This is a genomic window from Pedobacter steynii (assembly GCF_900103665.1).
Lineage (GTDB): Bacteria > Bacteroidota > Bacteroidia > Sphingobacteriales > Sphingobacteriaceae > Pedobacter > Pedobacter steynii.
The window spans coordinates 121,584-146,754 of the sequence record NZ_FNGY01000017.1 but is presented as its reverse complement, the minus strand read 5'-3'; the positions used below and the strand labels follow the sequence as shown (position 1 = coordinate 146,754).

18 protein-coding genes are annotated in these 25,171 nt (G+C 40.0%); 3 read left to right on the top strand and 15 right to left on the bottom strand.

Annotation, left to right across the window (positions count from 1 at the left end; all coding sequences use genetic code 11):
• Nucleotides 1-111: 111 nt before the first annotated feature.
• The 14 genes from BLQ87_RS31715 to rpsT form a co-directional block, all read right to left on the bottom strand.
• A complete protein-coding gene (locus BLQ87_RS31715; protein WP_172665007.1) occupies nucleotides 112-945 on the bottom strand; it encodes a CPBP family intramembrane glutamic endopeptidase in 834 nt (277 codons plus the stop codon).
• A 321-nt stretch (nucleotides 946-1,266) separates the two neighbouring features.
• Nucleotides 1,267-1,743: a hypothetical protein gene (locus BLQ87_RS31705; RefSeq protein ID WP_074612907.1), complete on the bottom strand. Its 477-nt coding sequence runs from the start codon at nucleotides 1,741-1,743 to the stop codon at nucleotides 1,267-1,269.
• A gap of 4 nt (nucleotides 1,744-1,747) precedes the next feature.
• Nucleotides 1,748-1,912 carry a hypothetical protein gene (locus tag BLQ87_RS33940; RefSeq protein ID WP_172665006.1) on the bottom strand — a complete coding sequence of 55 codons (165 nt, stop codon included), beginning with the start codon at nucleotides 1,910-1,912 and terminating at the stop codon, nucleotides 1,748-1,750.
• A gap of 431 nt (nucleotides 1,913-2,343) precedes the next feature.
• Nucleotides 2,344-3,609 (bottom strand): M57 family metalloprotease, encoded by a 1,266-nt coding sequence (locus BLQ87_RS31690; protein ID WP_074612904.1) that lies wholly within the window; start codon nucleotides 3,607-3,609, stop codon nucleotides 2,344-2,346.
• Between the two features lie 667 nt (nucleotides 3,610-4,276).
• Nucleotides 4,277-5,644, bottom strand: a complete 1,368-nt coding sequence (locus tag BLQ87_RS31685; protein ID WP_074612903.1) for a hypothetical protein — start codon at nucleotides 5,642-5,644, stop codon at nucleotides 4,277-4,279.
• A gap of 92 nt (nucleotides 5,645-5,736) precedes the next feature.
• Nucleotides 5,737-8,589 (bottom strand): TonB-dependent receptor, encoded by a 2,853-nt coding sequence (locus BLQ87_RS31680; protein ID WP_074612929.1) that lies wholly within the window; start codon nucleotides 8,587-8,589, stop codon nucleotides 5,737-5,739.
• A 114-nt stretch (nucleotides 8,590-8,703) separates the two neighbouring features.
• Nucleotides 8,704-9,210 (bottom strand): Mpo1 family 2-hydroxy fatty acid dioxygenase, encoded by a 507-nt coding sequence (locus tag BLQ87_RS31675; RefSeq protein ID WP_074612928.1) that lies wholly within the window; start codon nucleotides 9,208-9,210, stop codon nucleotides 8,704-8,706.
• 121 nt (nucleotides 9,211-9,331) lie between these two features.
• Nucleotides 9,332-10,894: a ribonuclease Y gene (gene rny, locus BLQ87_RS31670; RefSeq protein ID WP_073232482.1), complete on the bottom strand. Its 1,563-nt coding sequence runs from the start codon at nucleotides 10,892-10,894 to the stop codon at nucleotides 9,332-9,334.
• Between the two features lie 312 nt (nucleotides 10,895-11,206).
• Entirely contained in the window at nucleotides 11,207-11,497 is a 291-nt protein-coding gene (locus tag BLQ87_RS31665) for a cell division protein ZapA (RefSeq protein WP_068891351.1), read from the bottom strand.
• A gap of 32 nt (nucleotides 11,498-11,529) precedes the next feature.
• Nucleotides 11,530-11,820 (bottom strand): hypothetical protein, encoded by a 291-nt coding sequence (locus tag BLQ87_RS31660; RefSeq protein ID WP_074612902.1) that lies wholly within the window; start codon nucleotides 11,818-11,820, stop codon nucleotides 11,530-11,532.
• 48 nt (nucleotides 11,821-11,868) lie between these two features.
• Nucleotides 11,869-14,268 (bottom strand): phenylalanine--tRNA ligase subunit beta, encoded by a 2,400-nt coding sequence (gene pheT, locus BLQ87_RS31655; RefSeq protein WP_074612901.1) that lies wholly within the window; start codon nucleotides 14,266-14,268, stop codon nucleotides 11,869-11,871.
• Between the two features lie 57 nt (nucleotides 14,269-14,325).
• A complete protein-coding gene (locus BLQ87_RS31650; protein WP_074612900.1) occupies nucleotides 14,326-15,162 on the bottom strand; it encodes an endonuclease/exonuclease/phosphatase family protein in 837 nt (278 codons plus the stop codon).
• Nucleotides 15,163-15,188: 26 nt separating this feature from the next.
• The gene (radC, locus tag BLQ87_RS31645; protein ID WP_074612927.1) at nucleotides 15,189-15,890 is read right to left on the bottom strand and encodes a RadC family protein; all 702 of its coding nucleotides are present in this window, start codon (nucleotides 15,888-15,890) and stop codon (nucleotides 15,189-15,191) included.
• A gap of 60 nt (nucleotides 15,891-15,950) precedes the next feature.
• Entirely contained in the window at nucleotides 15,951-16,205 is a 255-nt protein-coding gene (rpsT, locus tag BLQ87_RS31640) for a 30S ribosomal protein S20 (protein WP_073232477.1), read from the bottom strand.
• Nucleotides 16,206-16,787: 582 nt separating this feature from the next.
• Here rpsT and purN point away from each other — a divergent pair.
• A complete protein-coding gene (purN, locus tag BLQ87_RS31635) occupies nucleotides 16,788-17,366 on the top strand; it encodes a phosphoribosylglycinamide formyltransferase (protein ID WP_074612899.1) in 579 nt (192 codons plus the stop codon).
• An 8-nt stretch (nucleotides 17,367-17,374) separates the two neighbouring features.
• Here the strand turns inward: purN and BLQ87_RS31630 are convergent, their stop codons facing one another.
• The gene (locus tag BLQ87_RS31630; protein WP_074612898.1) at nucleotides 17,375-19,918 is read right to left on the bottom strand and encodes a phosphocholine-specific phospholipase C; all 2,544 of its coding nucleotides are present in this window, start codon (nucleotides 19,916-19,918) and stop codon (nucleotides 17,375-17,377) included.
• A gap of 368 nt (nucleotides 19,919-20,286) precedes the next feature.
• Between BLQ87_RS31630 and BLQ87_RS31625 the strand changes: the two genes are divergently transcribed.
• Nucleotides 20,287-23,550, top strand: coding sequence for a SusC/RagA family TonB-linked outer membrane protein (locus BLQ87_RS31625; protein WP_074612926.1), 3,264 nt, complete (start codon nucleotides 20,287-20,289; stop codon nucleotides 23,548-23,550).
• Between the two features lie 35 nt (nucleotides 23,551-23,585).
• Nucleotides 23,586-25,148: a SusD/RagB family nutrient-binding outer membrane lipoprotein gene (locus BLQ87_RS31620; RefSeq protein WP_074612897.1), complete on the top strand. Its 1,563-nt coding sequence runs from the start codon at nucleotides 23,586-23,588 to the stop codon at nucleotides 25,146-25,148.
• Nucleotides 25,149-25,171: the final 23 nt, after the last annotated feature.

Sequence of the window (25,171 nt, the reverse complement as noted above, 5' to 3'; positions counted from 1 at the left end):
TGAGAAACTATATCGAGCTTCTCCTCAAATGTGTGTTTTGCCATAAATGATAAACCCCAAAAGTTTTTGTCCAACTTTTGGGGTTCACTTCAAATTAGGGCGCTTTTTTTATTACCTTATTCCGTACATCTCATTATTCTTAAATAAATTTGGCTGTTTTTTTTTGAGCAGCAAATAAATAATAACAATGGGAATTATTTGAAAGACAACGGCAAGAATTGAGCCCTCAAATCCAAAAGATCCACCATTCCAAATCGTATCACCATGTCTAAATTGAGTGATTAGGGAATAAGCATTTGTTCCACTTACACCAAAGCCAAAAATTGTTCCCTGAAAAAAATTCCAACTGAAATGCAAGGCTATAGGAAACCATAAATTTCCTGTATATAGGTATGAAAGGCCCAATAGTATTCCAGACAAAAACAATACAATGCCTGCAAGCCACCGATAATTAGAATTAAGCCCATGCATTAAAGTAAAGAAAACGGATGAAACAATCAACGCTTTGTATTTACTCATTGAATGCATCAAATTTCCCAAAACATATCCTCTTACAAAGAGTTCTTCTGAAGCCGCTACCAGGATAAAAGTACAGGAGCTTAAAAGGAAATCTTCAGGCAAAAAAACATTTGTCAGGTACTTTATTTTCCCCATGTAAACCAAAGTCAAAAAACCTGAGGTTATCACGGAAAAGCCAATCAATACGCCCCAAAAAACATCATATAAATGCCTCTCACGAAAGCCCGTGGTGCAAAAACATTCTTTATCTGCATACCTTTTAAATAAAAAAACTGAAAAAAATGTCCCAAAGGCACCAAATAGCGTCATCACAAATCTTTGCCAACTTGACATCTTTATATGCTCTTCTAAAATATCAAGTCCGAGTATGCGACTCGCAATGAACTGAAAGATCCCAATTATAACAATATAAGGAATGACAATCATTACAACTCTGCTTAACCCTATATTACTTTTATTGATATGGACTCTCATAAATCAAAGCGGGAATAGTATATTATTTAGTCTTTTTGTACCACAAATATAATGAAGAACAGGATTGTAGACTTGTTTATGAGCTACAATCCTAAAAAAATATTGCTTAGACTACAAGAATTATTTATCCCTCACATTGAACCCGTCAGCCCCAGTCGTAGGTATCCAAATCGCAAAAAACACAATAAAGCAACAGGTAAATATCAAGCAATTAACAACCATAAAAGAGCTACATAGTGCTTAACTTAATGACATTGTCCTGATCAGGGTCTTTTATTCCTTCCTTAGTTTACGTATTTCTTCCAACGCCAATACATCTATTTGATCCTTTGGACGATTAACTACCTTTTTATTTTCGATGAGTTGGTTTATATGAAGAAATGGAATATTTACGTTTTCAATATCCGCAATAGATGCCATTTCTAAGCATTCATCAAATGTATAACCTTCCAGACCTTTCATATCAACAAGTATATCCAATCGTAAGCCGTTGTTGAGGTGAAATTCGGTCCAACCGGTAACAAATTGCATATAATCAATCATTGGATAGTCACCCATATCGCATTTTATGAAAGCTCTACGTAATTGCTGTCTATTTTCTAACGTATCTTTAAGCCAGATATCTAAATCACCGGTAAATCGTTGGTATCCATGTAAATTCGTAGCATAACCTCCAACCATAATATATTTAACACTATATTCTTGAAGTGCTCTCCAGAAATTTAATATCTCTTCGTCGAAGATGTCCACAAAATTATTTGCTAATGAATGGTTTATGAGAAATTGTCGCCTTACTCATAGTTTGGTGAATTTTGAACAAGCGGGTAGCCATTTCAAAGCGTTCTTTGTAGCTCCTCTTCAAACCCTCTTTTAAAAGCTCTATTTCAGCCTGTCCAAATATTTGTTTGTCTTTTTTCATGACGTTGATTTTAAAAATCATATCAAATTTAAACAAAAAGCACTCAATTAGCAAACCAGTCTTCAACGGATACAATGGAAAAAAAAGCATATCATGTCATGCAAAAAACAACAAATAATGCACTTCTGAAAGTGCAAAACAGGTGGAAGAATAGAAAACCTTTATTCGTTGGCAAGTGTTGTCGATTGAAATTCAAAAGGATGATAAAACTTCTAAAAAAGCAAAGAGCCAGGACATCCATCCTGGCTCTTTGTTATCAACTAAACCTAAACTTATAAATACTAACCAAATATTTATGACACAAAGGTAATGTCAGTATATTAAGGGCTTGTTAATTATCCATTACGATAACCATTCTTAACACGAAAAGTAAAGCTCATCAATCCGTTCCTAAAGGAAATCCTCCTCAACCACGTGGATAGAACCAAAATCTATTCGCTAAAAATCAATTTAAACAAGGATGTTTTATCAGTTATTGATGGGTTTTCATCAGAGACAATCTTGACTTGATACTGTCCGATAAATCTCGGGCTATTCTGGTAAGGAATAATAGAAGACCCATTAAAATAATACGAGCCATTATTTGGGATATTATTTGCAATCACAGCTTTAAACTGGCCGTACTGATACAATTGCAGAGATACAGTTTCGGTTGGTACCAGATTGCTATTCCATTTGATTTCAAATTCAGCGCTCTCACCAACAAAAATTGCAGTTCCATGCCAAAAATTATTATTGGAGGCAAAGCTCTTGTATTTACTTTCAGGTGAAGTTAACCATTTATCATAAGTAGAGAAAGGATATAAATTATTAATAGCCACAACATCATAGCTAGAGAATCCATTCCAACTATTCAGAGCTGTCCCTCCATTCATGACAGAACCAGCATCTGCAGAAGGTGTCCCAGGAATTAAAATTGCGCCAATTTGAGGCTCACCTAGATTTTGCCAATTAGAGTGCCTCAAACCAATACAATGCCCAATCTCATGAACAATATTGTATTTTTTTTGTGATTCTGATACGGAATAATTATTAAGGAAGTCAAGATTTACCAATACCTCAAAATAGGGCTTATCGTTGGACGGGAAACCAGCCGCAGCAATAACGTCATTTGGTAAAATATTACTATCACTGCGAATAAGAATATCTGTATATAAATTTGAATTTGGCAATTCATTTGGTGTAATAAAATAGAAATTCAGTTTACTATCAGAAATTGACGCCAGGGCCTCCGCGGCATTATCAATTGCCGTCATCCAAGAAGTCAAATCCGAAGATCGACTAATCGAAATTGTTTCTATATTTTCACTAGACACAATTCCAGGAGTCTTCCATTGCGAAATCTTATGATCATTATCTCTAAGTACTGAAACTTTACCCGCTACTTGAGACTTTCTCGGTAAAACTATTACCTTATCATTTTCTTTGATCTCCTGAAAGTAAGCTGCGGCCCTAATCAAATCTGTTCCATTTTTTTTGAATAGTAAATCGCCTTCTACAAGGTAATATCCGTCTAGGCTTACTATGCTTTCAGCTTTAACCCCATTTTGTAAAAGGACAGCATAAAGCTTCTCGTCCTTTTTGTTGTTCTCTCCAATTTCATTATTGACCTGATTTTTCTTACATGATGAGATGATCATGATAACAGCAAACAACAGGAAAGCTGATTTCTCTAAAAAAGCGTTATTTTTTTTCATAAAATATATTTCAATCAAAATAAATCTCTATTATTAAACTATCGTTAATTAAAAATTAAGACTCTAACCTTTCACATACTTACAGTCTATCTAACAGCTCCTTTCCCTACAATTTATTGTACAGCGAAGGCATAAAACGCGATATGTTTTCTCACTAATAAATCTGAAATATATCCTATTGCAATAAATGAAAGATAGCGTCTAAATATTAATTAAAAAAGGAAGGGATTTGTGATTGATCACAAGTCCCTTCCTTTTTTTTTTAGAATTATAGCCTAGTAAGCTTTAGTCTGGCTATTCCAGTTTGCCAAACCAGTAGTCCAGTCGTTTGTACCGAATGCTCCTTTGTATGTAACAGCAGTAAAGAATGAATTAGTCAAATCTAGTAAGTACCGGCAAAATTTCCGCCTGAACTTGCAAAAGAACCTGTAGAACACACATCCACCACTAGGTTCTAATTAATTGGAAATTAAGTTTAACGACCTTTAATACGAACTAAGGTAAGTATTCCTAAAGAATTCTCTTGCGGCTGTTTAGCCAGGATAAGATCTTTATTGATTTCAATAGTCAAATGGCAAACAAAGAGAATCGAACATATAGATAAAAAAGCAAAAGGCTGTTCGTTGATCCAACGAACAGCCTTTTGCTTTTTTATAAAGAGTAAAATCTAGTAAACAGTTACATTAGGAGTCCAGTTTACCCATCCCGTTGCCCAGTTACCAGAAGTTCCCATTGCGCCTACAAAGGTTTCAGCAGTAAATCCAGCGGCAAGGTCTCCAGTAAAGCTAGCTTTTCCCAATGCCGGAGAGCTAGATGTCAAAAGTAAGTTTGGAGCGTCTAATGCAAGGCTGGTGATTCCAGCAGCAGCAGCACTATTTAGTGTTACATTACCTTGCGCAGTTAAGAATGTAGTCAAAGCTGCAAGATCAGCAAAAGAAGTCACATTGGTATTTAGAGAATAACTACCTGCGTTACCAAAAACAAGGTTGTTTGTAAACAATGATCTTCCTGCTTTCAATTCAGCAGCAGGGAAATCAGTATTGAATTCTACTGCAGCCAATCTAGCGTTAACGATAATAGAGTTTGCCAACACCATTCTGCTATTTTGTCCGTAATGGATTCCAGCACCATGAAATGTCAATACATTGCTTTGAGCTCCAGGACCAATGAAGGTAAAGTTAGACAAAACCGGACGTGTATAAACTGAATTAGCCGGTGTTCCTTTATTCTCTAATTCGATACCTCTTGACACACCTATTTTATCAGCAGCAGCAGGATCTTTAATAGAAATACCATATTGAATTTTACCACTGTAACCTTGGTCAAAATCGAAATCATCGTCAACACCTCTATAAGCGATTAGGTGAGTTGCATTAACGGTACCACCAAAGAATTCGAAAGAGTCATCACCACCATAAGATACCTGAACATGATTAACTGCAGTTCCGGAACCTACGCCACAAAGCGTTAGGCCGTTAATTTCCTTATCTGGCTGAACTGCATATCCTGCATATTCAATTCTTACATACGAAAAAGACCCGGAGTTATCAGCTGGAACACTTCCACCGTATTTTGCGACATCAACACCTAAAGCTCCATTTTCATATTGCGCTTCACCACCAGCAACATTTACTGTAGATTTACCACAAATAATTACACCAGCCCAATCACCTGTCTCTCTTTGTCCTTCAGGTCTTGCTGAAGTGAAAATAATTGGGTTTGAAGCAGTACCGTTGGCCGTAATTTTTGCACCTCTTTCAATAATTAAAGCAGCATTTGATGCAATTTCACCTTTAATCACAGTTCCCGCAGGGATTTCAATAGAAGCTCCATCCATCACACGGACAAAACCACTTAACAGATATATCTTAGATGCATCCAACTTCACTGCCGTTGTAATTTGACCTTTAAGAACAACCTGCTCTTTGTCTACAATTTCTTCATCTTCTTTTTTTGAATCCTTCTTACATGCTGACATGCTCAAAACAGCCATAAAAAGCACAGAGAGATAAAAATTATTTCTTTTGAAATTCATAATCATTGTATTTGTTTGAGTGTAAAAGTAAAGCAGGAAGGTTAAATTGAATTAAACCTCCTGTTATCAATAAGTTAACTTAAATGTCAGTTCTAAAATTTGTAGCCAAGTGATAAAGAAAACGTTCTGCCATAATTAACCGAATTGATCAATTGATCACCAACCTTAGTGTAAGATTTATCGCCATTTACATCCTGATAGAACCTTGCATCACTGTCCAGAATATTGCTCACATTAAGCTTAATTTCTCCCTTAGACTTAAGTACTTTTTTCGAAACCTGGAAATCCACAATGTTTCTAGGTGCCTCATAGATATTCGGATAATCACTCCTGAATACTCCATTTTCATATTGACCAAAACCTACAATCGAGATCCTACGACCGATTCTGTTATACAATACACTTGCCTGCCAGTCAGATTTTGCATACTGCAGACCAGTATTGATAATATATGGAGATTGACCTTGCATCTGTCTTTTGTTTTCAATGTTAACCTGTTTTCCTCCCAACTGAACTTCAGACTTCATAATGGCAACGTTTCCACTTAAGGTCAGGCTCTTTAAAAACTCCGAGGATTCATTCAGTACTGACAAACTCTGGCGCAATTCCAACTCCAGTCCATACAAATTAGCATCTGGAGCGTTGATATAAGTCAGCGATTTAGCTGCGGCATTACTACCTGCAAGATAACCGGTCTCTATCGTGTTTTTAAACTTCTTATAGAAACTCGAAACGGAAATCATTTGTCCTGCCGCAGGGTAAAACTCATACCTTAAATCAAAATTATTAATTTGAGTACGTTTCAAATCAGAATTACCAATTGTTACGACCTGAAGCTTGAAGTCATAAAAAGTGAATGGTGCTAACTCTCTAAACTGCGCACGGGCAACAGTATTAGAATAACTCATTCTTAAATTTGCCTTTTCCGTAAGCGCATAAGTCAAATTCACAGAAGGTAAAATATCGAGATAATTGTTGCTTACCTTTACAGGGCTGCCACTATTGTCAACAGCATTCAGTTTCTCAATGTAATTCTCAACCCGAACTCCAAAAGTAGCTTTTAGTTTATCCAGTAATACCGCATTCATCATTGCGTATCCACCATTTAAATCTCCTGTAGCGTCATACTGATTCGATGGTGCAGTAGTTTCTGATATATATATACGATCTGCTGCAATATTCTCATCAGCAAAAATCTTATCTATAGGCTGAGACAGATCTACATTCGATGTACTTGTGCGATATCCAAATGTTCTTGCTTTCATCCCGCGATCTTTATATTGTTTAAACACCCCTACTTTCACTAACTGAGAAGCATCAAGCCAGTTAAATGGCAAGGAATAGTTCAAGGCCCCGGAATATACACGATCATTCAATTCACTATAAAAACGTCCGGATGAAGATGGACTTGCTATCGATGGAACCCCAGCCTGATAAGGAATGGCATCGTTATCAATATCGACAAGATCTTTTGCATAAATCATACTGCGCATGTCCGGCTGGTCATTACTCATACTGGTATAAGCCAGGTTCCAGTTCAGTTTTGATTTATTCTTACCAATAACATGATCTCCTTCTAAAACAGAGTTGATCATAAACTTTTCTGTAACTTCAATCTGAGAGACCTTGCGCGCCTGATTTATATCTTCATTAGTCCCTGACCTTCTCATGTAGTTATTGTCGAAAGATTGCTTCAATATGTTTTTAAGGGAGAACTTATTGTTTCCGAAGGAATACGAAACGTTAGCCAAGGCATCCAATGATGTTCTGTTATTAAAGAAATCGTCTGTATAACCAAATAGACGAGGGGACTTTCCAGTAGCTATATCTGGTTCACCAAAATCATTTCTCAACTCCTTTGATATGGTCGAGGCATTACTATAAGTTGCAGAAGCGATCAACCCTAGTTTACTGTCATTTTCAAACACGTACGCATTTCCAAAAATCAATTGTAAACTCTGAGTAGGTAAGGCCTTACCTAAATCAGCTACACCAAAATTATTATCAAATTTTTTAGTCAATCTTACTCTGTCTTTTACAGGCAATGACTCAAATCTGCTCTTGGTTGAAGGGAATGAAGATGGCAAATCTCTGGATGAAGATCCTATACCCAAAAATTCAAGATCTTGTTTCTTCTCTCCGTAAAAATCAGAAAAGGTGGATATCGTATTAAAACCTGTGCTATAGTTTACTTCAAATGTCTTTGTAGCTGGAAAATCTTTTGTTTTGATTTGAACAGCACCGCCGGCAAAATCACCAGGCAGATCCGGAGTTGACGTTTTATTGATGACAACGGCATCAATTAAATTAGATGGGATCACATCAAATGAAAATGCTTTTCTATCCGGTTCTGAACTCGGTAATGGTGAGTTATTTAAAAGCGCTGTATTATAACGGTCATTTAAACCTCTGACAATAACAAATTTATTATCCTGAATACTTGCGCCACTCACCCGCTTTAAAACCTCTCCGGTATTTCTATCTGGAGATCTCTTAATAATTTCGGCAGAAATACCGTCCGATATCCCGGCACTATTCTTTTGTTGTGCATATAGCGCATTTACACTCTCTTGTTTTACATTGGCTGTAATAACTACCTCGTTCAACCTTTGTGAGCCGCCTTCTTCCATCACCAGGTCTACAGTTGTAGAACTGCCATTTTTAACCTCTACGTCTGTAATATTCTTAGTGGCATAGCCTACATAAGAAACTTCGATGGTATATTTCCCAGTGTTCAATCCAGGAATAATATATCTACCCTCTACGTCGGTTGATGCACCATTCTTTGTATCTTTAATCCTTACCGTAACACCAATCAGTGTTTCACCAGTCTTTTTATCAGAAATTTTACCAGAAATTTTGCCGGTTTGAGCAAATACGGTTACGCCAATAATTACGAATAAAACTGTAATAATTGCCTTCTTGAGATTTAGTTGTGATTTCAATTTTTCCCTGTTTTTTATTTCAGGCAAAGCTATTACCACAATGTTAGCCCTATGTTAGCCGGACATTACCATTCCTTTATCACAATGTTAACCTAATATTAAATGGGGTTTGACTCAATATTTTAAGCCCACTTTTCTGCATATAAAGTGCAATAACCAAATAGGGCCGATTAACAAAAACTTAACATCTTCTAAAAATGAGGGTTTCTTTCCTTCGATTTTATGACCGATAAATTGTCCGATCCAGGCCGCTACAAAAATCACCGCACAAACCAGCCATAATGCCGGTCCGCCAGCCAGTTGCCATTTCTCCAGCTGTACAATTCCCATAGACATCAGAAAGATCAGCAGGAGCATCAGGTAAGACATCACCGGCGAAAGCTTATAATAGTAATAAACAGAGAAAGCGATCAGAAATGAAGCCCAGTTCATGTAGCCATTGTATTTTCCAAGGAAGGTTAGATGAGGAAAGGGGATCGCCCAAACCAGTCCAAGTAAGCTGAAAACAATTAATGGAACACATACCCAATGGATCATTTCATTGGAGTGATTTTGATGGCTTTCTGCATATTGATCAAAAAGAACATCGGCTTTGCTTTTCTCTGCTGGTTTCGTCTTCATATCGCTTTTTAATGTCCCTGTTCCGGAAAGAACAGGATTTCTGTAAAAATAAAGAAAGCGACAGATAAATCCGTCGCTTTCCATTTAAATATTCGCAGGCCCTGATGATCAGGCCGATTTTTTATTTTGCAAAAGAAACAGATCTGGTTTCCCTGATTACTGTTACTTTGATCTGACCAGGATAGGTCATTTCTGTCTGGATACGGTTAGAAATATCAGCGGCCAATAGTTCTGCCTGCTGATCGGTTACCCTTTCACTCTCTACCACTACCCTTAGCTCTCTACCAGCCTGAATCGCAAAGGTTTTCTCTACACCAGGATAAGAAAGCGCCAGTTCTTCCAGTTCTTTCAATCGTTTAATATAGCTTTCCACTACCTCACGACGGGCACCTGGACGCGCGCCGGAGATCGCATCACAAGCCTGAACGATTGGTGAAATCATGGAAGTCATCTCGATCTCGTCATGGTGAGCACCAATTGCATTACAGATTTCAGGATGTTCCTTATATTTCTCTGCCAGTTGCATTCCTAAGATTGCGTGTGGCAATTCCGGGTTATCATCAGGTACTTTACCTATATCGTGTAATAATCCCGCACGTTTCGCCATTTTAGCATTCAAGCCAAGCTCTGCAGCCATCGTTGCGCAGAAGTTTGCCACCTCACGTGAGTGATGTAATAAATTCTGTCCGTAAGAAGAACGGTAGCGCATACGTCCAACCATTCTGATCAGTTCGGGGTGTAAACCATGAATCCCAAGGTCAATTACCGTACGTTCTCCGATCTCTACGATCTCGTCTTCGATTTGTTTTTTTGTTTTAGCCACCACCTCTTCGATACGGGCCGGGTGAATCCTGCCATCCGTTACCAAACGGTGTAATGCCAAACGGGCAATCTCTCTTCTTACCGGGTCAAAACCTGATAAGATGATCGCTTCCGGGGTATCATCCACAATGATCTCAATTCCTGTAGCAGCTTCCAAAGCACGGATGTTACGTCCTTCTCTACCAATTACACGTCCTTTGATCTCATCACTTTCGATATGGAAGATAGAGACAGTATTTTCAATCGCCGCCTCTACAGCAGTACGCTGTATCGTTTGAATCACGACCTTTTTAGCTTCTTTAGTTGCAGTCAGTTTCGCCTCATCTACAATGTCCTTTACCTGGATCATTGCCTGAGTACGGGCTTCCTGTTTCATGTTTTCTACCAGCTGATTCTTTGCTTCTTCCGCACTTAATCCCGCAATGGTTTCCAACTGCTTCACATGCTGATTTTTCAACAGGTCTACTTCTTCCTGTTTCTTAATCGCAACATCTGTTTGTTTTTCCAGGTTCTTTTTATGATTGTCAAGTTCCTGTTCCTTGCGGTTCATGTTTTCCAAACGCTGATTTACAGATTGTTCTTTCTGTTTCATTGCGTTTTCACGTTGGTTGATCTGGTTGTTCTTTGTATTTACTTCCTGCTCATGCTCAGATTTCATCTGTAAAAACTTCTCTTTAGCTTCCAGCAACCTGTCTTTCTTTAAAATATCAGCTTTGCTTTCTGCATCTTTGAGCATCTTTTTTACCTTGGTCTGTGCTGCAATCTCCTGCTTTTTAAGCAGCCCTCGCAGCAGGTATCTGCCTACTAAAACGCCAACCACCAGGCCGGCAAGTACATATCCAATTATTCCTACTATTTCCATTTTTAGTTCATCTGTATTTATATATTTCCTTTGTCCCTCAGATGTAGTTTAAATGATCCCGTACATTTCCCCCTCAGGATATCTTTAAATCATGTTTATAAAAAAACCGCAACCAATCAATAAGTCTCAACTATTCAAAACCTCAACGAGTTATAATTAGAATTTAAGTCATTTTCAGGTACATAAATGTAGATGAAATACACCCTCTTAATTCTATAAATATTGAAGTGTTAAGTTTTAAAATTTGTGAAACCCAAAAATGTAGCTGCGGCTATATCATTGTGCTAATCTTAACTTATATAAAGAACGCTCCTATTTGGAGAAAAAATCATTTAATAAACTATCCAGTTCCTCTACCTTTTCGGCTACAGCAGTATCCTGATCCTGGACTTTGTTTTCAACACGCAGCACTGCCGTTGCATAATGCAATACTGCCATTGAAAGCAAATCCTGTTTATCCCTGACCGCATAATTTTCCTGATAGTCCTTTATGCGCTCATTAATAATCTTTGCTGCCCGCCTCACAATTTCTTCCTCTTCTGTATTTACCTTTAAGGGATAGATACGGTCGGAAATAGTTATTTTTATCGAGATTTCTCCCATTTCTTAGCTTTGTTTCACTTTTTCTGTTTTCCTTACTTCTTCAGTAAGACCACGCACTTATCTATTTCACGCACAAAATCGTTAATTTTTTGCTTTATATCAAGTGTCTTTTCACTTGTACCTTCAATACTCTTCGCTAATTTCAACACTCTGAGCTTTTCATCCAGATCTGCATTCTTATTTTTAGAGTTATCCAGCGCAACTTTTATAGATTGATTTTCCTGCTTCAATAAATCGTTTTCTTCCTGTAAGGCATTACAGAGCTCTATTACACGAGCTGTTTTCTGCAATACGGAGTTTAATTGATCGGCAACCGAAGACATGTTATTAAAGTTTGTTTACTAATCTAAATATTTTTTAAACGCAATAAATTATTTTCTTATTTCCGCTTTTGCTGTTTGCGCTAAGTTAGAAATAATCTTTTGCATCACCGCATCAATTTGCTTATCGGTTAAGGTCTGCTCCTCGTCCTGCAGTGTGAAGTTCAAGGCATAAGATTTCTTCCCTTCAGGAAGTTTCTCTCCTACATACACATCAAACACTTGTACGCTCTTAATCAGCTTCTTCTCTGTTTTAAAAGCAATAGTTTTCAACTGATCAAAGGTTACATCTGTATCTACCAGCATCGATAAATCCCTTCTTACGGCAGGATATTTCGACACTTCCTTATTCACAATTTTATTCTTTTTGACAATGTCGAGTAATAAAGCCCAATCAAAATCGGCGTAAAACACCTCTTTATCCACATCTGCTTTCTTCCGGTCTGCAGTCGTTGCCGCACCGAAAGTCACGATCGCCTTATCGCCTCTGAAATACTTCAGTCCGTAAGCAAAATTATCATCACTCACATCTGCCGATTGGTAATTACTAATCCCCAAACGACCGATCACTGCATCCACAGCAGCTTTTAAGTGATAGAAGCTTACCGGAGAAACTTTATGGTTCCATTGCTCTGACTGATTCGATCCGGAGATCAGGATCAGCAGGCGCGGACGCTCCACATATTTTTCATTGATCAGATGGTAAGTTTTACCGAATTCATAAAACTTAATGTCTGCTGTTTTTCTGTTCTGGTTGTAAGCCACACTTTCCAATGCCGGCATTAACAAGCCCTGACGCATCACATTCAAATCAGAACTCAAAGGGTTCAGGATCTGAACGGCTTCTTCAGGGTTCTTAGAATAAGCACCTTTAGTAAGAGAGTTACACCAGATCTCCAAAAATCCATTGGCAGTCAGCATATCCGCAATTACGTGTTGCGTCTGCTCTACATCAGGTTTAGAAGTATTGGACAAGGAAGCATTGATTTTACTTGGAATCGCAATCTTGTTATAACCATAAATCCGAAGTACTTCTTCTGTGATATCACACTCACGCGTCACATCCACTTTATAGCTAGGCACCTTCAATGACAAACCTTCTGCAGTTTCGGCCACCACTTCAATACTTAAAGCAGTAATGATGTCCTTAATTTCTGCATGGGGAATCTCGGCACCAATCAGTTTATTGATGTTATTGTAATTTACTTCCACATCGAAAGGAGCAACGGGAGCCGGATAGACATCGGAGATCACAGAAGAGATTTCTCCACCTGCCAATTCCTGAATCAATAACGCTGCGCGTTTTAGCGCAAAGATCGTCATTTCCGGATCTGTACCACGCTCATATCTAAAAGAAGCATCAGTCTTCAGTCCGTGTCTTTTAGCAGTCTTTCGTATCGTTTTAGCGTCAAAATAAGCGCTTTCCAGGAAGACCTTTGTTGTTGTTTCATTTATACCCGAGTTCTTACCCCCGAATACACCTGCAATAGCCATCGGCTCTTCTGCATTACAAATCATCAGGTCTTCCGCAGACAACTTACGTTCTACACCATCAAGCGTTACAAAAGGAGTTCCTTCTGCACATTTCTTAACGATGATTTGTCCGCCTTTAAGGCTATCTGCATCAAAAGCATGAAGTGGTTGCCCTAATTCATGCAATACGTAATTGGTAATGTCAACGATATTATTGATCGGGCGAATGCCGATTACTTTCAATTTATCCTGTAACCAGTCTGGCGAAGTCTTAACCGTAATTCCCGAAACGGAAACACCGCTATATCTTGGACATGCTTCAGCATCTTCCACACTCACCTCAATAGTCACCTGCTCATTTGCAGTGTTAAATGCAGTTACATCAGGCATTGTTAATGGCGTACGTAAATAAGCCGCCAGATCTCTGGCCACACCTAAATGCGAAGCTGCATCAGCCCGGTTAGGCGTCAACCCGATTTCGTATAAATAATCGTCTTCTAAGTTGAAGTAAGATTTAGCACTGAGTCCGATCTGCGTATCTTCAGGAAGTACCAAAATACCATCATGGGAAACACCCAGGCCTATTTCATCTTCAGCACAAATCATTCCTTCAGAAACTTCGCCTCTGATTTTAGATTTATTGATCTTAAATGGTTCTCCTTCATTCGGGTAAACAGTAGTACCTACGGTAGCTACCACAACCTTCTGACCAGTGGCTACATTGGGTGCACCGCAAACGATCTGTATGTTTTCCGCTCCGCCTACATCCACCGTCGTTACGCGTAAACGATCGGCATTCGGGTGTTGTACACAGCTCAATACATGACCAATCACCAATCCTTCCAATCCGCCTGCAACAGCTTGTACTGTTTCCAGACTTTCTACTTCCAAGCCAATGTCGGTCAGGATCAATGAAAGTTCTGCAGGAGTTTTATCAGTTGTCAGGAATTGTGTCAGCCACTTGTATGATATCTTCATGTTGTATATTCAGTATAAAATGCAAAGATATAAAATAATGCCGTCGGTGTAAATGTCTTAGAAAGATAAACGGGCAATAATTGGTAAGTGGTCTGAAGGATAACGTAAATCCTTGCTATCCGACAACACGCCAAACTTTTGAACCTTAAAACCTTTGTTCACAAAGATGTAATCAATTTTATCCTTCAGGGGGCTATCAAATTTAAAAGCGTTAAAAGTACCCACCGGACCATAAGCAGGTTCTACAGAAGCTTCTTTTGCATCAATAAGGAAAGATTTAATGGTAGCAATCGCCTCAGTTTCCGGAGTTACATTCAAATCACCCGTAAATACGACCGGCAACTTTGGTGCGATCTCCTGTATTTTCCTTTTCAGGAGTTTTGCAGATTCGATCCTCGCCTGTACACCGATATGGTCGTAATGGGTATTAAAAACCAAAAACTCTTTTTTATTCTTTTTATCAAAGAGCCTGACCCAGGAACAAACCCTGTTCAAAGCCGCATCCCATCCTTTAGAAGGCTTTTCAGGAGTTTCCGACAACCAGAATGTGCCTCCATCTTTTTTAATAAATCTGGATTTATCAAAGTAGATCGCCGAAAACTCCCCTGCACGCTTTCCATCGTCGCGCCCCACACCTTCCATCGCATAATTGGTGTTTTCTAGTAATTCATCTACCTGCAAGGGCAGGGCTTCCTGGACACAGAGGATGTCTGCATCATGAAAACGCACCAGCGCCTTCACGTTATCTTTACGTTTAGGCCAGGCATTTTCGCCATCAGAAGCTACATTTAAACGAATGTTATAGGAAATGATGTTAATTGCATTTTCCCTTTGTGCATTGGCCATTGATACCATCAACAGCAATACAAGACTTAACTGGATTACCTTTCTCATAAGAAGGGCAAATTACTTAATGTAGGTTAAATTAAACCCTCATCATTGAAACTTAGATAAGAATTGTTTGTAATAATTAAGTGATCAAGCACATTCAGGTCCAACAATTTTCCTGCGGTGATCAGCTTCCTGGTGAGGATCAGGTCCTCCTGACTGGGCTTTAAATTTCCGGAAGGATGGTTGTGTGCCAAAATGAGATAAGCGGCATCATGGTCCATTGCTATTTTAAAGATCACCTTGGGATCAGCGACAGTTCCGGACAAACCGCCCTTACTGATCTGATGTTTACTGATGACATGGTTTGCCCGGTTCAGCAACAACACCCAAAATTCTTCATGTGGCAAGTCAGTAAGCACGGGATAAAACTGCTCATAACTATCTTTGGCATCTTTAATCTGAACGAATTTGAGTTCTGTAATCTCCTCTTTTCTCCGGCGCCCGAGCTCCAGACCGGCAACAATGGCAATCGCCTTTGCTACACCTATCCCCCGAAAATTAGAAAGTTCCTTAACCGTGGCCCTCCCCAGTTTGTCCAGGTCGTTTTTGTAGGCCGAAAGAATCCGCTTACTCAGGTCAACGGAGGTTTCTTCCAAATTACCGGAACCGATCAATACGGCAATCAATTCTGCATCGGTGAGGTGCCTCCTTCCGTACTGCATCAATTTCTCCCGGGGCCTGTCGGCCTCAGCCCATTGCTTGATTCCTATTTTCGGTTTGTATTTAGCCATAAATAAAAAAACGGGATCTGCAATTAAGCACATCCCGTCTATAATATTGTAAAGCTATATTTAATTTAAGCCATTAACAAATTTAGTTAACTTCGATTTGTTGTTAGCCGCTTTGTTCTTGTGAATAACATTTTTCTTAGCCAAACGATCTAACATAGAAATTACTTTCGGTAATAATTCTTGTCCAGTTTTCTTGTCTTCAGCAGCACGTAACCTTTTGATAAAAGTACGGGTTGTTTTAGCTTGATATCTGTTACGTAAACGTTTAGTTGCGTTTGCTCTAATTCTTTTTAATGAAGATTTATGATTTGCCATTTTTCAATATTATAATATTCCTTTTAAAGCTTTCAAGACTATTGGGTACAATCCCAACCGCTACCAGCCTTTTGTTTTTCCATTTTTTTCGGACTGCAAATATAGAATTAATGTTTTTAATATGCAAAATGAAGTCGCAAATATTTTTAATAAATCTTAAATATTGATTTATAGTGTTTTAATAAATCAGGACTATAGTACTCAGCCCCATCAGCAGAACAGCCTGTATTGCATTCGTAACAGATAAAATAATTCTTTTTAACCCATTATATCCCCCTCTATCCGGATGCACTAGCCCCAATGCAGATACTTCTTCTTTTTAGACTTCTCCTGGGAATTTTCCATTTTCAATACTCAACACGAACACTCCCACCCCTTAATTCCCCTTTGATATTTATTAAAATACCGGGAATAACGATATGGTTACAATCGAAGACAATTTAAACCCCACCTATCCTTACTAAATGATACAAAAAGCAATAAAAATCTTCAGATGAATGCTTAAAATGCTATTTTTGACAGGAATCACCGGCCCATAAACACCAGTGAAACCAGCTTGAGTTCATAAATCAACCAGCACAGATGAAAAAACGTATCGCCATATTTGCTTCAGGTTCAGGCTCCAATGCCCAAAAACTGATGGAACATTTTAAACGTAGTCCTGAAGTAGAGATCGCCCTGGTACTCACCAACAATCCGGATGCTTACGTCTTACAACGTGCAGACAACTTCGAAATCCCCTCTCATATTTTCGACAGGAATGAATTTTATCATACCGATCACATCATCGACCTGCTCAAAAATCTGGAAGTAGACCTCATCGTACTTGCAGGATTTTTATGGCTTATCCCTAAAAAACTGATCCACGAATACCCGGGACGCATCATCAATATCCATCCTGCCATCCTACCTAAATTCGGAGGAAAAGGAATGTATGGAGACCATGTACACAAGGCAGTTATGGAGGCGAATGAAACAGAAGGAGGCATCACTATTCACTACGTGAACGAGAATTATGATGAAGGAGAGTATATCTATCAGGCAAAATACCGCATTGATAAAGACGACAACCTGGAGTTGATTAAATTCAAAGGGCAGCAACTGGAACACCAGCACTACCCTCGCGTTGTAGAGACGATCATTAAAAAGATAAAAAAATAACCTGATTTTTATTTCGGGCTTCTTCCCATAACCGGGTCGCTAAAGCTTTCTGCGCCGGTTTCTACCCGGCCTGCAAAACGCTGCTCAAAATCAGGACTTCCTTCAATGCGTACACTGGCATCATACCAGCCATGACTTTTAGCGGCAGCAATAACCACTGCTAAGGTTTGACCTGGCTTAATGCCATTTTTAACTGCGCTATTGCCATAACCATTATCCTCCACCAGTATGGTGTATGTTTTTGATCGGTTTTGATTCGTGATTTTCAGCAATACATTTCCGCTCAGCTTCAAACCGGCCTTTTCATATTCAGCATGAATATTTATGGAAGCCTCCTTAGCCAATCCTTTAAAGGATCTGAAGAAACCATTAGGACCATTTACCAGAAGCTGATATTTTGAGCCCTCAAAAGCGCCGACTGGCCATTTATAAGTCAGCTCATCACCGGCAACTACACCAAAAGACCAGTTTCTGTAAACTTCAGCTCCTGCTTTAGATAAAGCATCCTGAAACTTTCCTGGTGCCACAACTGTAAACGGCGCTCCTGCCGACTTCGCACCAAAGACCGTATCTCCAGCACCAAAACTGATTTCAAAAGACTGCTGATCTGCACTCAATTTACCATTAACATGCAATTCATAAGGCAAGGCGCAAGAAGGCCGGATTCCCTTTTCCTGCTGAGACATCACATGCTGGTTTATTGGATCTTGAATAAACCCGGCAACATCGGCCTCAGTTAGCTTCTTAAAACCATTTGGCTCTGCTTTAAACTTCGCATTGTAAATATCTTCCACAAAATCATTTCGTTGCAGAAAGTTAATCTTATCTGCCTTTTCTCCTTTATAAGGTGCAAATACGGAAGTCAAATCTCCACATATCGCTCTTCTCCAATTGCTGATATTTTCTATGTGAAGGTTCTTGTTGAGTTTTTTATTGAAAAATGTTTCCAGAAACTGCAAGGTAGAGGTATGATCAAAGACTTCCGAGCAAACCCGGCCTCCCCTGCTCCACGGAGAAGCAATGAGCATGGGTACTCTAAATCCAAGCCCGATAGGTGCTTCACGTGCCGCCTTTTCAGGAATACCCTGTTTCAACTCATTTGCCAGCCTTACATACTCGATTTCTGTATCAATCCCTTTAGAAACAAGGCCTGTTTCCGGAATTTTGGCATCCGGAATAGAGAATGGTGGCACATGATCAAAATAGCCGTCATTTTCATCGTAGGTAGTAATAAAGATGGTTTTCTTCCATACTTCCGGATTTTTAGTCAGGATATCCAGGATTTCCGAAACATACCATGCCCCATACCAGGGTGCACTTGGATGATCAGAGAAATTCTGCGGTCCTGCCAGCCAGGAAACAGCAGGTAATTTACCCGTATTCACATCTGTCCTGAACTGATGTAAAACATCACCTTTTGGAACAGTTAATTCTCTTTTAGTCCCCTCATCTGTATAATTCAATGTCGTAACGTCCCTGTAATCAGGATCACCGATATTGGTTACAAAAGCGTTTTTAAATAAATGTTTCTGTTGATCAGACAACTTTTCATATGCTTCCTGACTCCATATTTTCAATTCAGAAGCTGCGTTATCCAAAGCGGTTAACTTCTTTTCCAGGTCTTTCTTTATTTTTGTTGCAGCTGCATCACTTGAAGGACTGGCTTCTTGCAGTTTATTGATTTCACCAGGGAGCGTTTCTATCAGCTTTTGCAGGTTCTTTACATAACGGGAGGAAAATTTAACATTATAAGCCGCAAAGAACTCCAGTAAATTACAGCCAAAATTAGCAAGCCAGGCCCTCTCTTCTCCTTTATAACCACCGCCGCAGCTCAGGTCATTCTGATAGAACTTCCAGCTGATGTCATTTTCTTCCAGCAACTCCGGAAAGGCCTTCCAGGGAAGTTTTCCATAACTAAAATCATCATTTCTAATGTTTACCTTCTGTAGGCCATCCAGCTGATAGGATACTTTACCCGTCCAGAAAAACGACCTGTTGGGTGTCGTACTGGTCATCGCCGAACAGAAGTTCTGATCACAAACCGTAAACGCATCCGCCATCGCATAGTTGAAAGGCAAATCTTCCCGGGTATAATGGCCCAGTGTTAATGGCATGTCGCTATATTTCTTGTTGCCGGATCTTTTTGCAGTTAACCATTGATCATATTTACCCCGGTTATAAGCATCCACCTGACTTGCCCTTGAATGTGGCAAATCGCCCATCCAGGTCACTTTAGAATCTTTAATATTTAAACGAAAAGGCACATAAGTTTCACCCGTTGCATTGGTTTGCATCCATACCGGTTTCTGATCAGGAAGCGTGATTGCCCGGGGATCATTAAATCCACGCACCCCTTGCAATGTACCAAAACAATGGTCGAAAGACCGGTTTTCCTGCATCAGGATCACGATATGTTCCGCATCAAGAAAGCTGCTTCCTAATTTTGGATCAATGGCCAGCGCCCTTTGTATAGAGGCAGGTAACATTGTCGACAATCCGGCCGCGCCAGATAATAAAAGGGATTTTCTGATAAATTCTCTTCTTGATTCCATGAATGATGAGGTGACTGGTCTGTTTCTGATTTTTAATAATTCGCCTAATGTCCCATTCCAAGATTACAGATCAGTGTACTCTATATAAAATTACTGTTATTTTTTTTCTGATCTAAGCGGATATAGACCAACAGATTCAGAAAGTTGCTAAAACAGTTTAAGGACATGATTTAACTTAATCAATGTTTAACATCTGCTTAATGATGAAGCCTTGATCTTTGCAGCAAATCCAGAAAATTCGAAACGACCAAAATGCGCTTTGTTGTTTGAACGCCGCGAAAGCCGCTGAAGAACAATTGGGAAAAGAATGATTTATCGGAATGACTAAACCAAACTGCAACAAACAAAACGACAAAACAATTCGCATTATGACTAAAAATTCTACTCATCTCGTGCCGTTTCAAAAGCCATTTAAACACCTTGCCCTCGCAATGGTATTGGGCATGATGCAACTGCCACAAATTCTCACAGCTGCTCCGACAACGACTGTAAACACCCCGTTTCTGCAGGAAACCGTCACCGTAAAAGGAACAGTTAAAGATGCCGGAGACGGACAACCCTTACCCGGCGTAACCATTTCAAATGATCAAAAGAAAGTCTTAGGGACGACCGATGGGAATGGCTCCTTTACAGTGAAAGTAATCAAAGGAACCCAAATCTCTTTTAATATGATTGGCTATACAGTGGCCAGACGTATGATTACCATCGCAACAAACACATTGGTGGTCAACATGACCAGTTCAAGTTCAGATCTTGATGAGGTGGTCGTTACCGCTCTGGGAATCCGGCGTCAGGAAAAATCATTGGGTTATTCAGTGACCAAGGTAGACAGTACCCAGCTAACTGATGCAATTTCCAGCAACTGGACAGATGCATTATCCGGTAAAGTAGCCGGTTTAAACCTGGTGCGTAACGGTGGCCCTGCAGGCTCCAACAAAATCATTCTTCGTGGTGAAAACAACCTTACCGGTGATAATGAAGCATTAATTGTGATTGATGGTGTCGTTGCCAGCAGCAGCAGCAAACGGACTGCCGCGCCAACAGGAGGCCCTTACGGAACATCCGGAGACAACTTACCCGCCGACTTTGGCAGTGGTATTAACGACATCAACCCTGATGACATTGAAAGCGTTACCGTCCTTAAAGGACCAGGTGCAGCCGCCCTTTATGGACAGCGTGGGGCCAATGGCGCGATCATCATCACCACAAAATCCGCCAATTCAAAAAGGAAAAGAATGGGCATCACCTTTACCTCCAACACCTCATGGGAGCAGGTAAACCGTGGCCCGGATACACAATATGAATATGGACAGGGTATGAATGGCGCCTCACATTTCTCTTATGGTGACGGCCCTGACGGACCTAGTCAGAATGGAACAAGTGCGGCCTGGGGCGCTCCCTTTGACGGACAGTACTTTTTTCAATACGATCCGGTTACCAAAAAAGTGGGCGCGCAACGCACACTCTGGAGAACGTATGAAAATCCAATCACTGCATTTTTTAAAACCGGATATGAAACCTCCAATTCCCTGAGTTTGGATGGTACCTATAAAAAAACAGACCTCAGGTTTTCTGTCAGCCATGGAAATAACGACTGGATCGTTCCCAACACAGGCTTAGAACGCACTTCCCTCTCTTTATCCGCCAATACAAGGGTAAATAAAAAGCTGGACATTAATTTTAAAGTGATGTACAATAACAGACACAGTGATAACCTGCCTGCCACAGGGTATGGCAATCAGTCGCTGATGTACTGGTTTATGTTTGCCCAGCCTAACGTTGATGTGAACTGGTATAAGGATTATTGGGTACCGGGTAAAGAGTTCCGTCAGTTTGTGAACATTACCACCACGAACCCGGAAAGTCCTTACGCCATTTCAGAGCAATACCTGAATACGCAAAGACGAAATGGAATTATTGGAAACGTACAGGCCAATTACAAATTCACGAAAGAATTGAGCCTGATGGTACGGGGTACAATTGACCAATATAAAGATATACGTACCCAATTGCGCCCATATGATGCTGCAGGAAGCAAATTTGCGCAGGGATCTTTTCGTGTGCAAAATATCAATGCACATGAAATCAGCGGAGATTTTATGCTGAAATACGATAAGCATCTCAACAAGGATTTCTCCCTGACCGCATCTGTAGGCGGCAGCATGTTAAGCAATGAATATAATAAAAAAGAACAGCGTGCCGACGGCTTGGTAATCCCTAATGAATACGCACTGGACAATGCTGCCAATCCAATTATTAACCTGGTAGATACGACAAGGTATAAATTAAACAGTATCTATGGACTGGCATCCCTGGCTTATAAAAACTACCTTTATCTGGATCTCACCGGCCGTATAGATTGGAATAGCGTACTTGCTTTACCAATTGGCTACAATAAAAAATCATTTACCTATCCTTCTGCCAGCCTTAGTTTCATTGCATCAGACTATTGGAAATTACCCCGGGCTATTAATCTGGCGAAATTCAGATTTTCAGCATCACAAGTGGGTAGCGGTAGTACTACACCTTATCGCACTTCCTACAACTATACTACAGCAAGTGGCGGAATTTATCCCGACAATGCGATGCAAAACCCAACTTCACTTCCTAATACTAAGCTAAAGCCGCTTTCCACCACTACTTTTGAATTGGGCGCAGATATCCGCTTACTTAACAACAGAATTGGTTTAGACGTAGCTGTTTATGCGGCAAATACAAAAAACCAGATATTAACCCGTTTGGTTGACCGCTCCTCCGGTTATAACAACGCAATTGTTAATGCAGGAAGGGTAGACAACCAGGGTCTGGAGATTGCCCTTAACGGGAAACCGATTGAAGTTAAAAATGGGTTTAACTGGGCTGTAAACGTAACCTTCTCTGCCAACCGCAATAAAATAAAAGAGCTGGCCGATTCATCTTTCGTATTAAGAACAGGCCCGATCGGCAACGGACAGATCGTGGCCAGCGTTGGTGGCAGCATGGGCGACCTCTATGGTGCAGGATATGAACGTTCCCCTGATGGGCAGATCGTTTACGATGAAAAAACCGGTTTTGCAAAATTCACTTCGAATGTCATTTACCTTGGCAATACCATCCCTAAATACAAAGCAGGAATTAACAATACCTTTTCCTACAAAGGATTTAGCCTGAGCACACTTTTCGATGCGCAGTTGGGTGCTGTAGCACATTCCCTTACATTTTCAAGAATGGCCAACCTCGGCAAGAACAAGGCCACCTTACCAGGCCGCTACAATGGCATCATTGGTAAAGGTGTAGTTCAAAACGCGGATGGCAGCTATCGTCAAAATGATGTGATTGCTACAGATATACAGAACTACTATAATTCAGTATATGGTTCTGATCAGGCTGAAGGAAGCATCTTTAGTACGGATTTCATCAAATTCAGAGAAGCCAGCTTTAGCTATTCGTTTAAACCGGCTTTCCTGGCAAAATTAAGTCTGAATAGATTAACCATCGGCGCATATGGCAGGAACCTCTTTATCTGGTCGCCATGGCCTGCCTTCGATCCCGAATTCGGCACCTTGTCCGGAACAGATATCGTTACAGGTTTTGAAGTTGGCCAGCTCCCATCTACCCGCACTTACGGGATACGTATAGTGGTGGGTCTTTAATTAAAATACAGAGATAAAAAGACAAATATATTCTCATGAAAAATATAATATCGAAAATCAGTTGTGTAGTTCTGCTCCTATCGGGAAGCCTGCTATCTTCATGTGATAAAGGTTTTGAGAAAACAAATACCGATCCGATTGGGACGCCAACAGCTACCCCCAATCAGCTTTTAGCACCAGCACTTGTCAATGTCTTATCGGCCAACATGTCGAGAAACCGGAGCTTCAATAATGAGTTGATGCAGGTTACGGTTGACATCAGTGATGCAGAGGGCAAAGTTTTCAGATACGATGTAAGACGGTCCTGGTCTGATTACTTATGGAATTCCTGGTATCTCGAATGCACCAATCTGAGAGACATTTATACCATCGCCAGTCAGCCGGATAACTTTAACAAATCTTACCAGGGAATTTCACTGATCACACAGGCATGGGTATTTTCCCTGCTTACAGATACTTATGGCGACATCCCATATTCACAATCTAACCAGGGTAAAGACGGCGTTATAGAACCTGTTTACGACAAGCAAAAAGACATCTACCTGGACTTGTTTAAGAAACTGGAAGAGGCAAACACCTCCCTAAGTGAAAAAACGGCCATTATAGCTTCGGGTGATCCGGTGTTTAAAGGAGATGTAACCAAATGGCGTAAACTGGGGAACTCCCTTTATTTAAGGCTATTGCTTCGCATTTCTGGCAAATCAGAGCTTGCTCCAGCAGCCGTCGCAAAAATTAAACAAATTGTGGACACAGATCCGGGGCAATATCCAATTATGACCAACAATGATGATGCGGCCAAGATACTATGGAATGGTACAAACAGCAGCTCAGCGGTATACTCCTCTCCTTTTATGGTCAATATCAGACCGGTTGATTTCAGGGTACCTTCCTTAACGACCTTTTTTATAGATAAAATCAGAGACTGGAACTATCCTCCAATTGACCCTACCGCTGGTAAAGGCGGAATACCAAGATGGGGTATTGCGCAAGGTCCTAATGGATACGCAGGTGTACCTAGTGGCTATGAAGCCGGTTTAGGTTATATCAGACAGTCTTATTTTTACTCAGACCCTCAGCCTACCGGCTACACCTTGCAAACTGATCCATATACCGGCATCATTATGAATTGTGGCGAGCTTAATTTTATTCTTGCCGAGGCTGCAGCTAAAGGATGGATCAGTGGATCAGCAGAGAACTATTACAATAAAGGAATTTTATATGGCATTAATTACTGGCTGCCAACCTGGTCTTCAAATGTAGCTGATCCGAAACTTATCAGATACATTACAAATGCAGACATCGACTGGGACAACAGTTTACCACTGGATGCGGCAACAGGAAATAGCAAAATGGAAATGATCCATCTTCAAAAGTATTATTCGATGTTCCTGATTGATTTGCAACAGTGGTTCGAATATCGCCGTACGGGACACCCTATTCTTCCAAAAGGAAAAGCGTTGAAAAATGGCGGTGTAATGCCCGCAAGGTTATGTTATCCGATCCTCAGCCAGTCGGCCAACCCAACGAACTATAAAAATGCTATAGCCATACAGGGTCCGGATGAAATCTCCACACAGGTTTGGTGGCAAAAGCCATAATTCAAAAAATTAAAAATCAATAC

Bases quoted from the DNA above. Each gene is read 5' to 3' on its own strand.
- BLQ87_RS31715 (WP_172665007.1), bottom strand. From the start codon at position 945: ATGATTGTCATTCCTTATATTGTTATAATTGGGATCTTTCAGTTCATT.
- BLQ87_RS33940 (WP_172665006.1), bottom strand. From the start codon at position 1,912: ATGAAAAAAGACAAACAAATATTTGGACAGGCTGAAATAGAGCTTTTA.
- BLQ87_RS31690 (WP_074612904.1), bottom strand. From the start codon at position 3,609: ATGAAAAAAAATAACGCTTTTTTAGAGAAATCAGCTTTCCTGTTGTTT.
- BLQ87_RS31685 (WP_074612903.1), bottom strand. From the start codon at position 5,644: ATGAATTTCAAAAGAAATAATTTTTATCTCTCTGTGCTTTTTATGGCT.
- BLQ87_RS31675 (WP_074612928.1), bottom strand. From the start codon at position 9,210: ATGAAGACGAAACCAGCAGAGAAAAGCAAAGCCGATGTTCTTTTTGAT.
- rny (WP_073232482.1), bottom strand. From the start codon at position 10,894: ATGGAAATAGTAGGAATAATTGGATATGTACTTGCCGGCCTGGTGGTT.
- BLQ87_RS31665 (WP_068891351.1), bottom strand. From the start codon at position 11,497: ATGGGAGAAATCTCGATAAAAATAACTATTTCCGACCGTATCTATCCC.
- BLQ87_RS31660 (WP_074612902.1), bottom strand. From the start codon at position 11,820: ATGTCTTCGGTTGCCGATCAATTAAACTCCGTATTGCAGAAAACAGCT.
- pheT (WP_074612901.1), bottom strand. From the start codon at position 14,268: ATGAAGATATCATACAAGTGGCTGACACAATTCCTGACAACTGATAAA.
- BLQ87_RS31650 (WP_074612900.1), bottom strand. From the start codon at position 15,162: ATGAGAAAGGTAATCCAGTTAAGTCTTGTATTGCTGTTGATGGTATCA.
- radC (WP_074612927.1), bottom strand. From the start codon at position 15,890: ATGGCTAAATACAAACCGAAAATAGGAATCAAGCAATGGGCTGAGGCC.
- rpsT (WP_073232477.1), bottom strand. From the start codon at position 16,205: ATGGCAAATCATAAATCTTCATTAAAAAGAATTAGAGCAAACGCAACT.
- purN (WP_074612899.1), top strand. From the start codon at position 16,788: ATGAAAAAACGTATCGCCATATTTGCTTCAGGTTCAGGCTCCAATGCC.
- BLQ87_RS31630 (WP_074612898.1), bottom strand. From the start codon at position 19,918: ATGGAATCAAGAAGAGAATTTATCAGAAAATCCCTTTTATTATCTGGC.
- BLQ87_RS31625 (WP_074612926.1), top strand. From the start codon at position 20,287: ATGACTAAAAATTCTACTCATCTCGTGCCGTTTCAAAAGCCATTTAAA.
- BLQ87_RS31620 (WP_074612897.1), top strand. From the start codon at position 23,586: ATGAAAAATATAATATCGAAAATCAGTTGTGTAGTTCTGCTCCTATCG.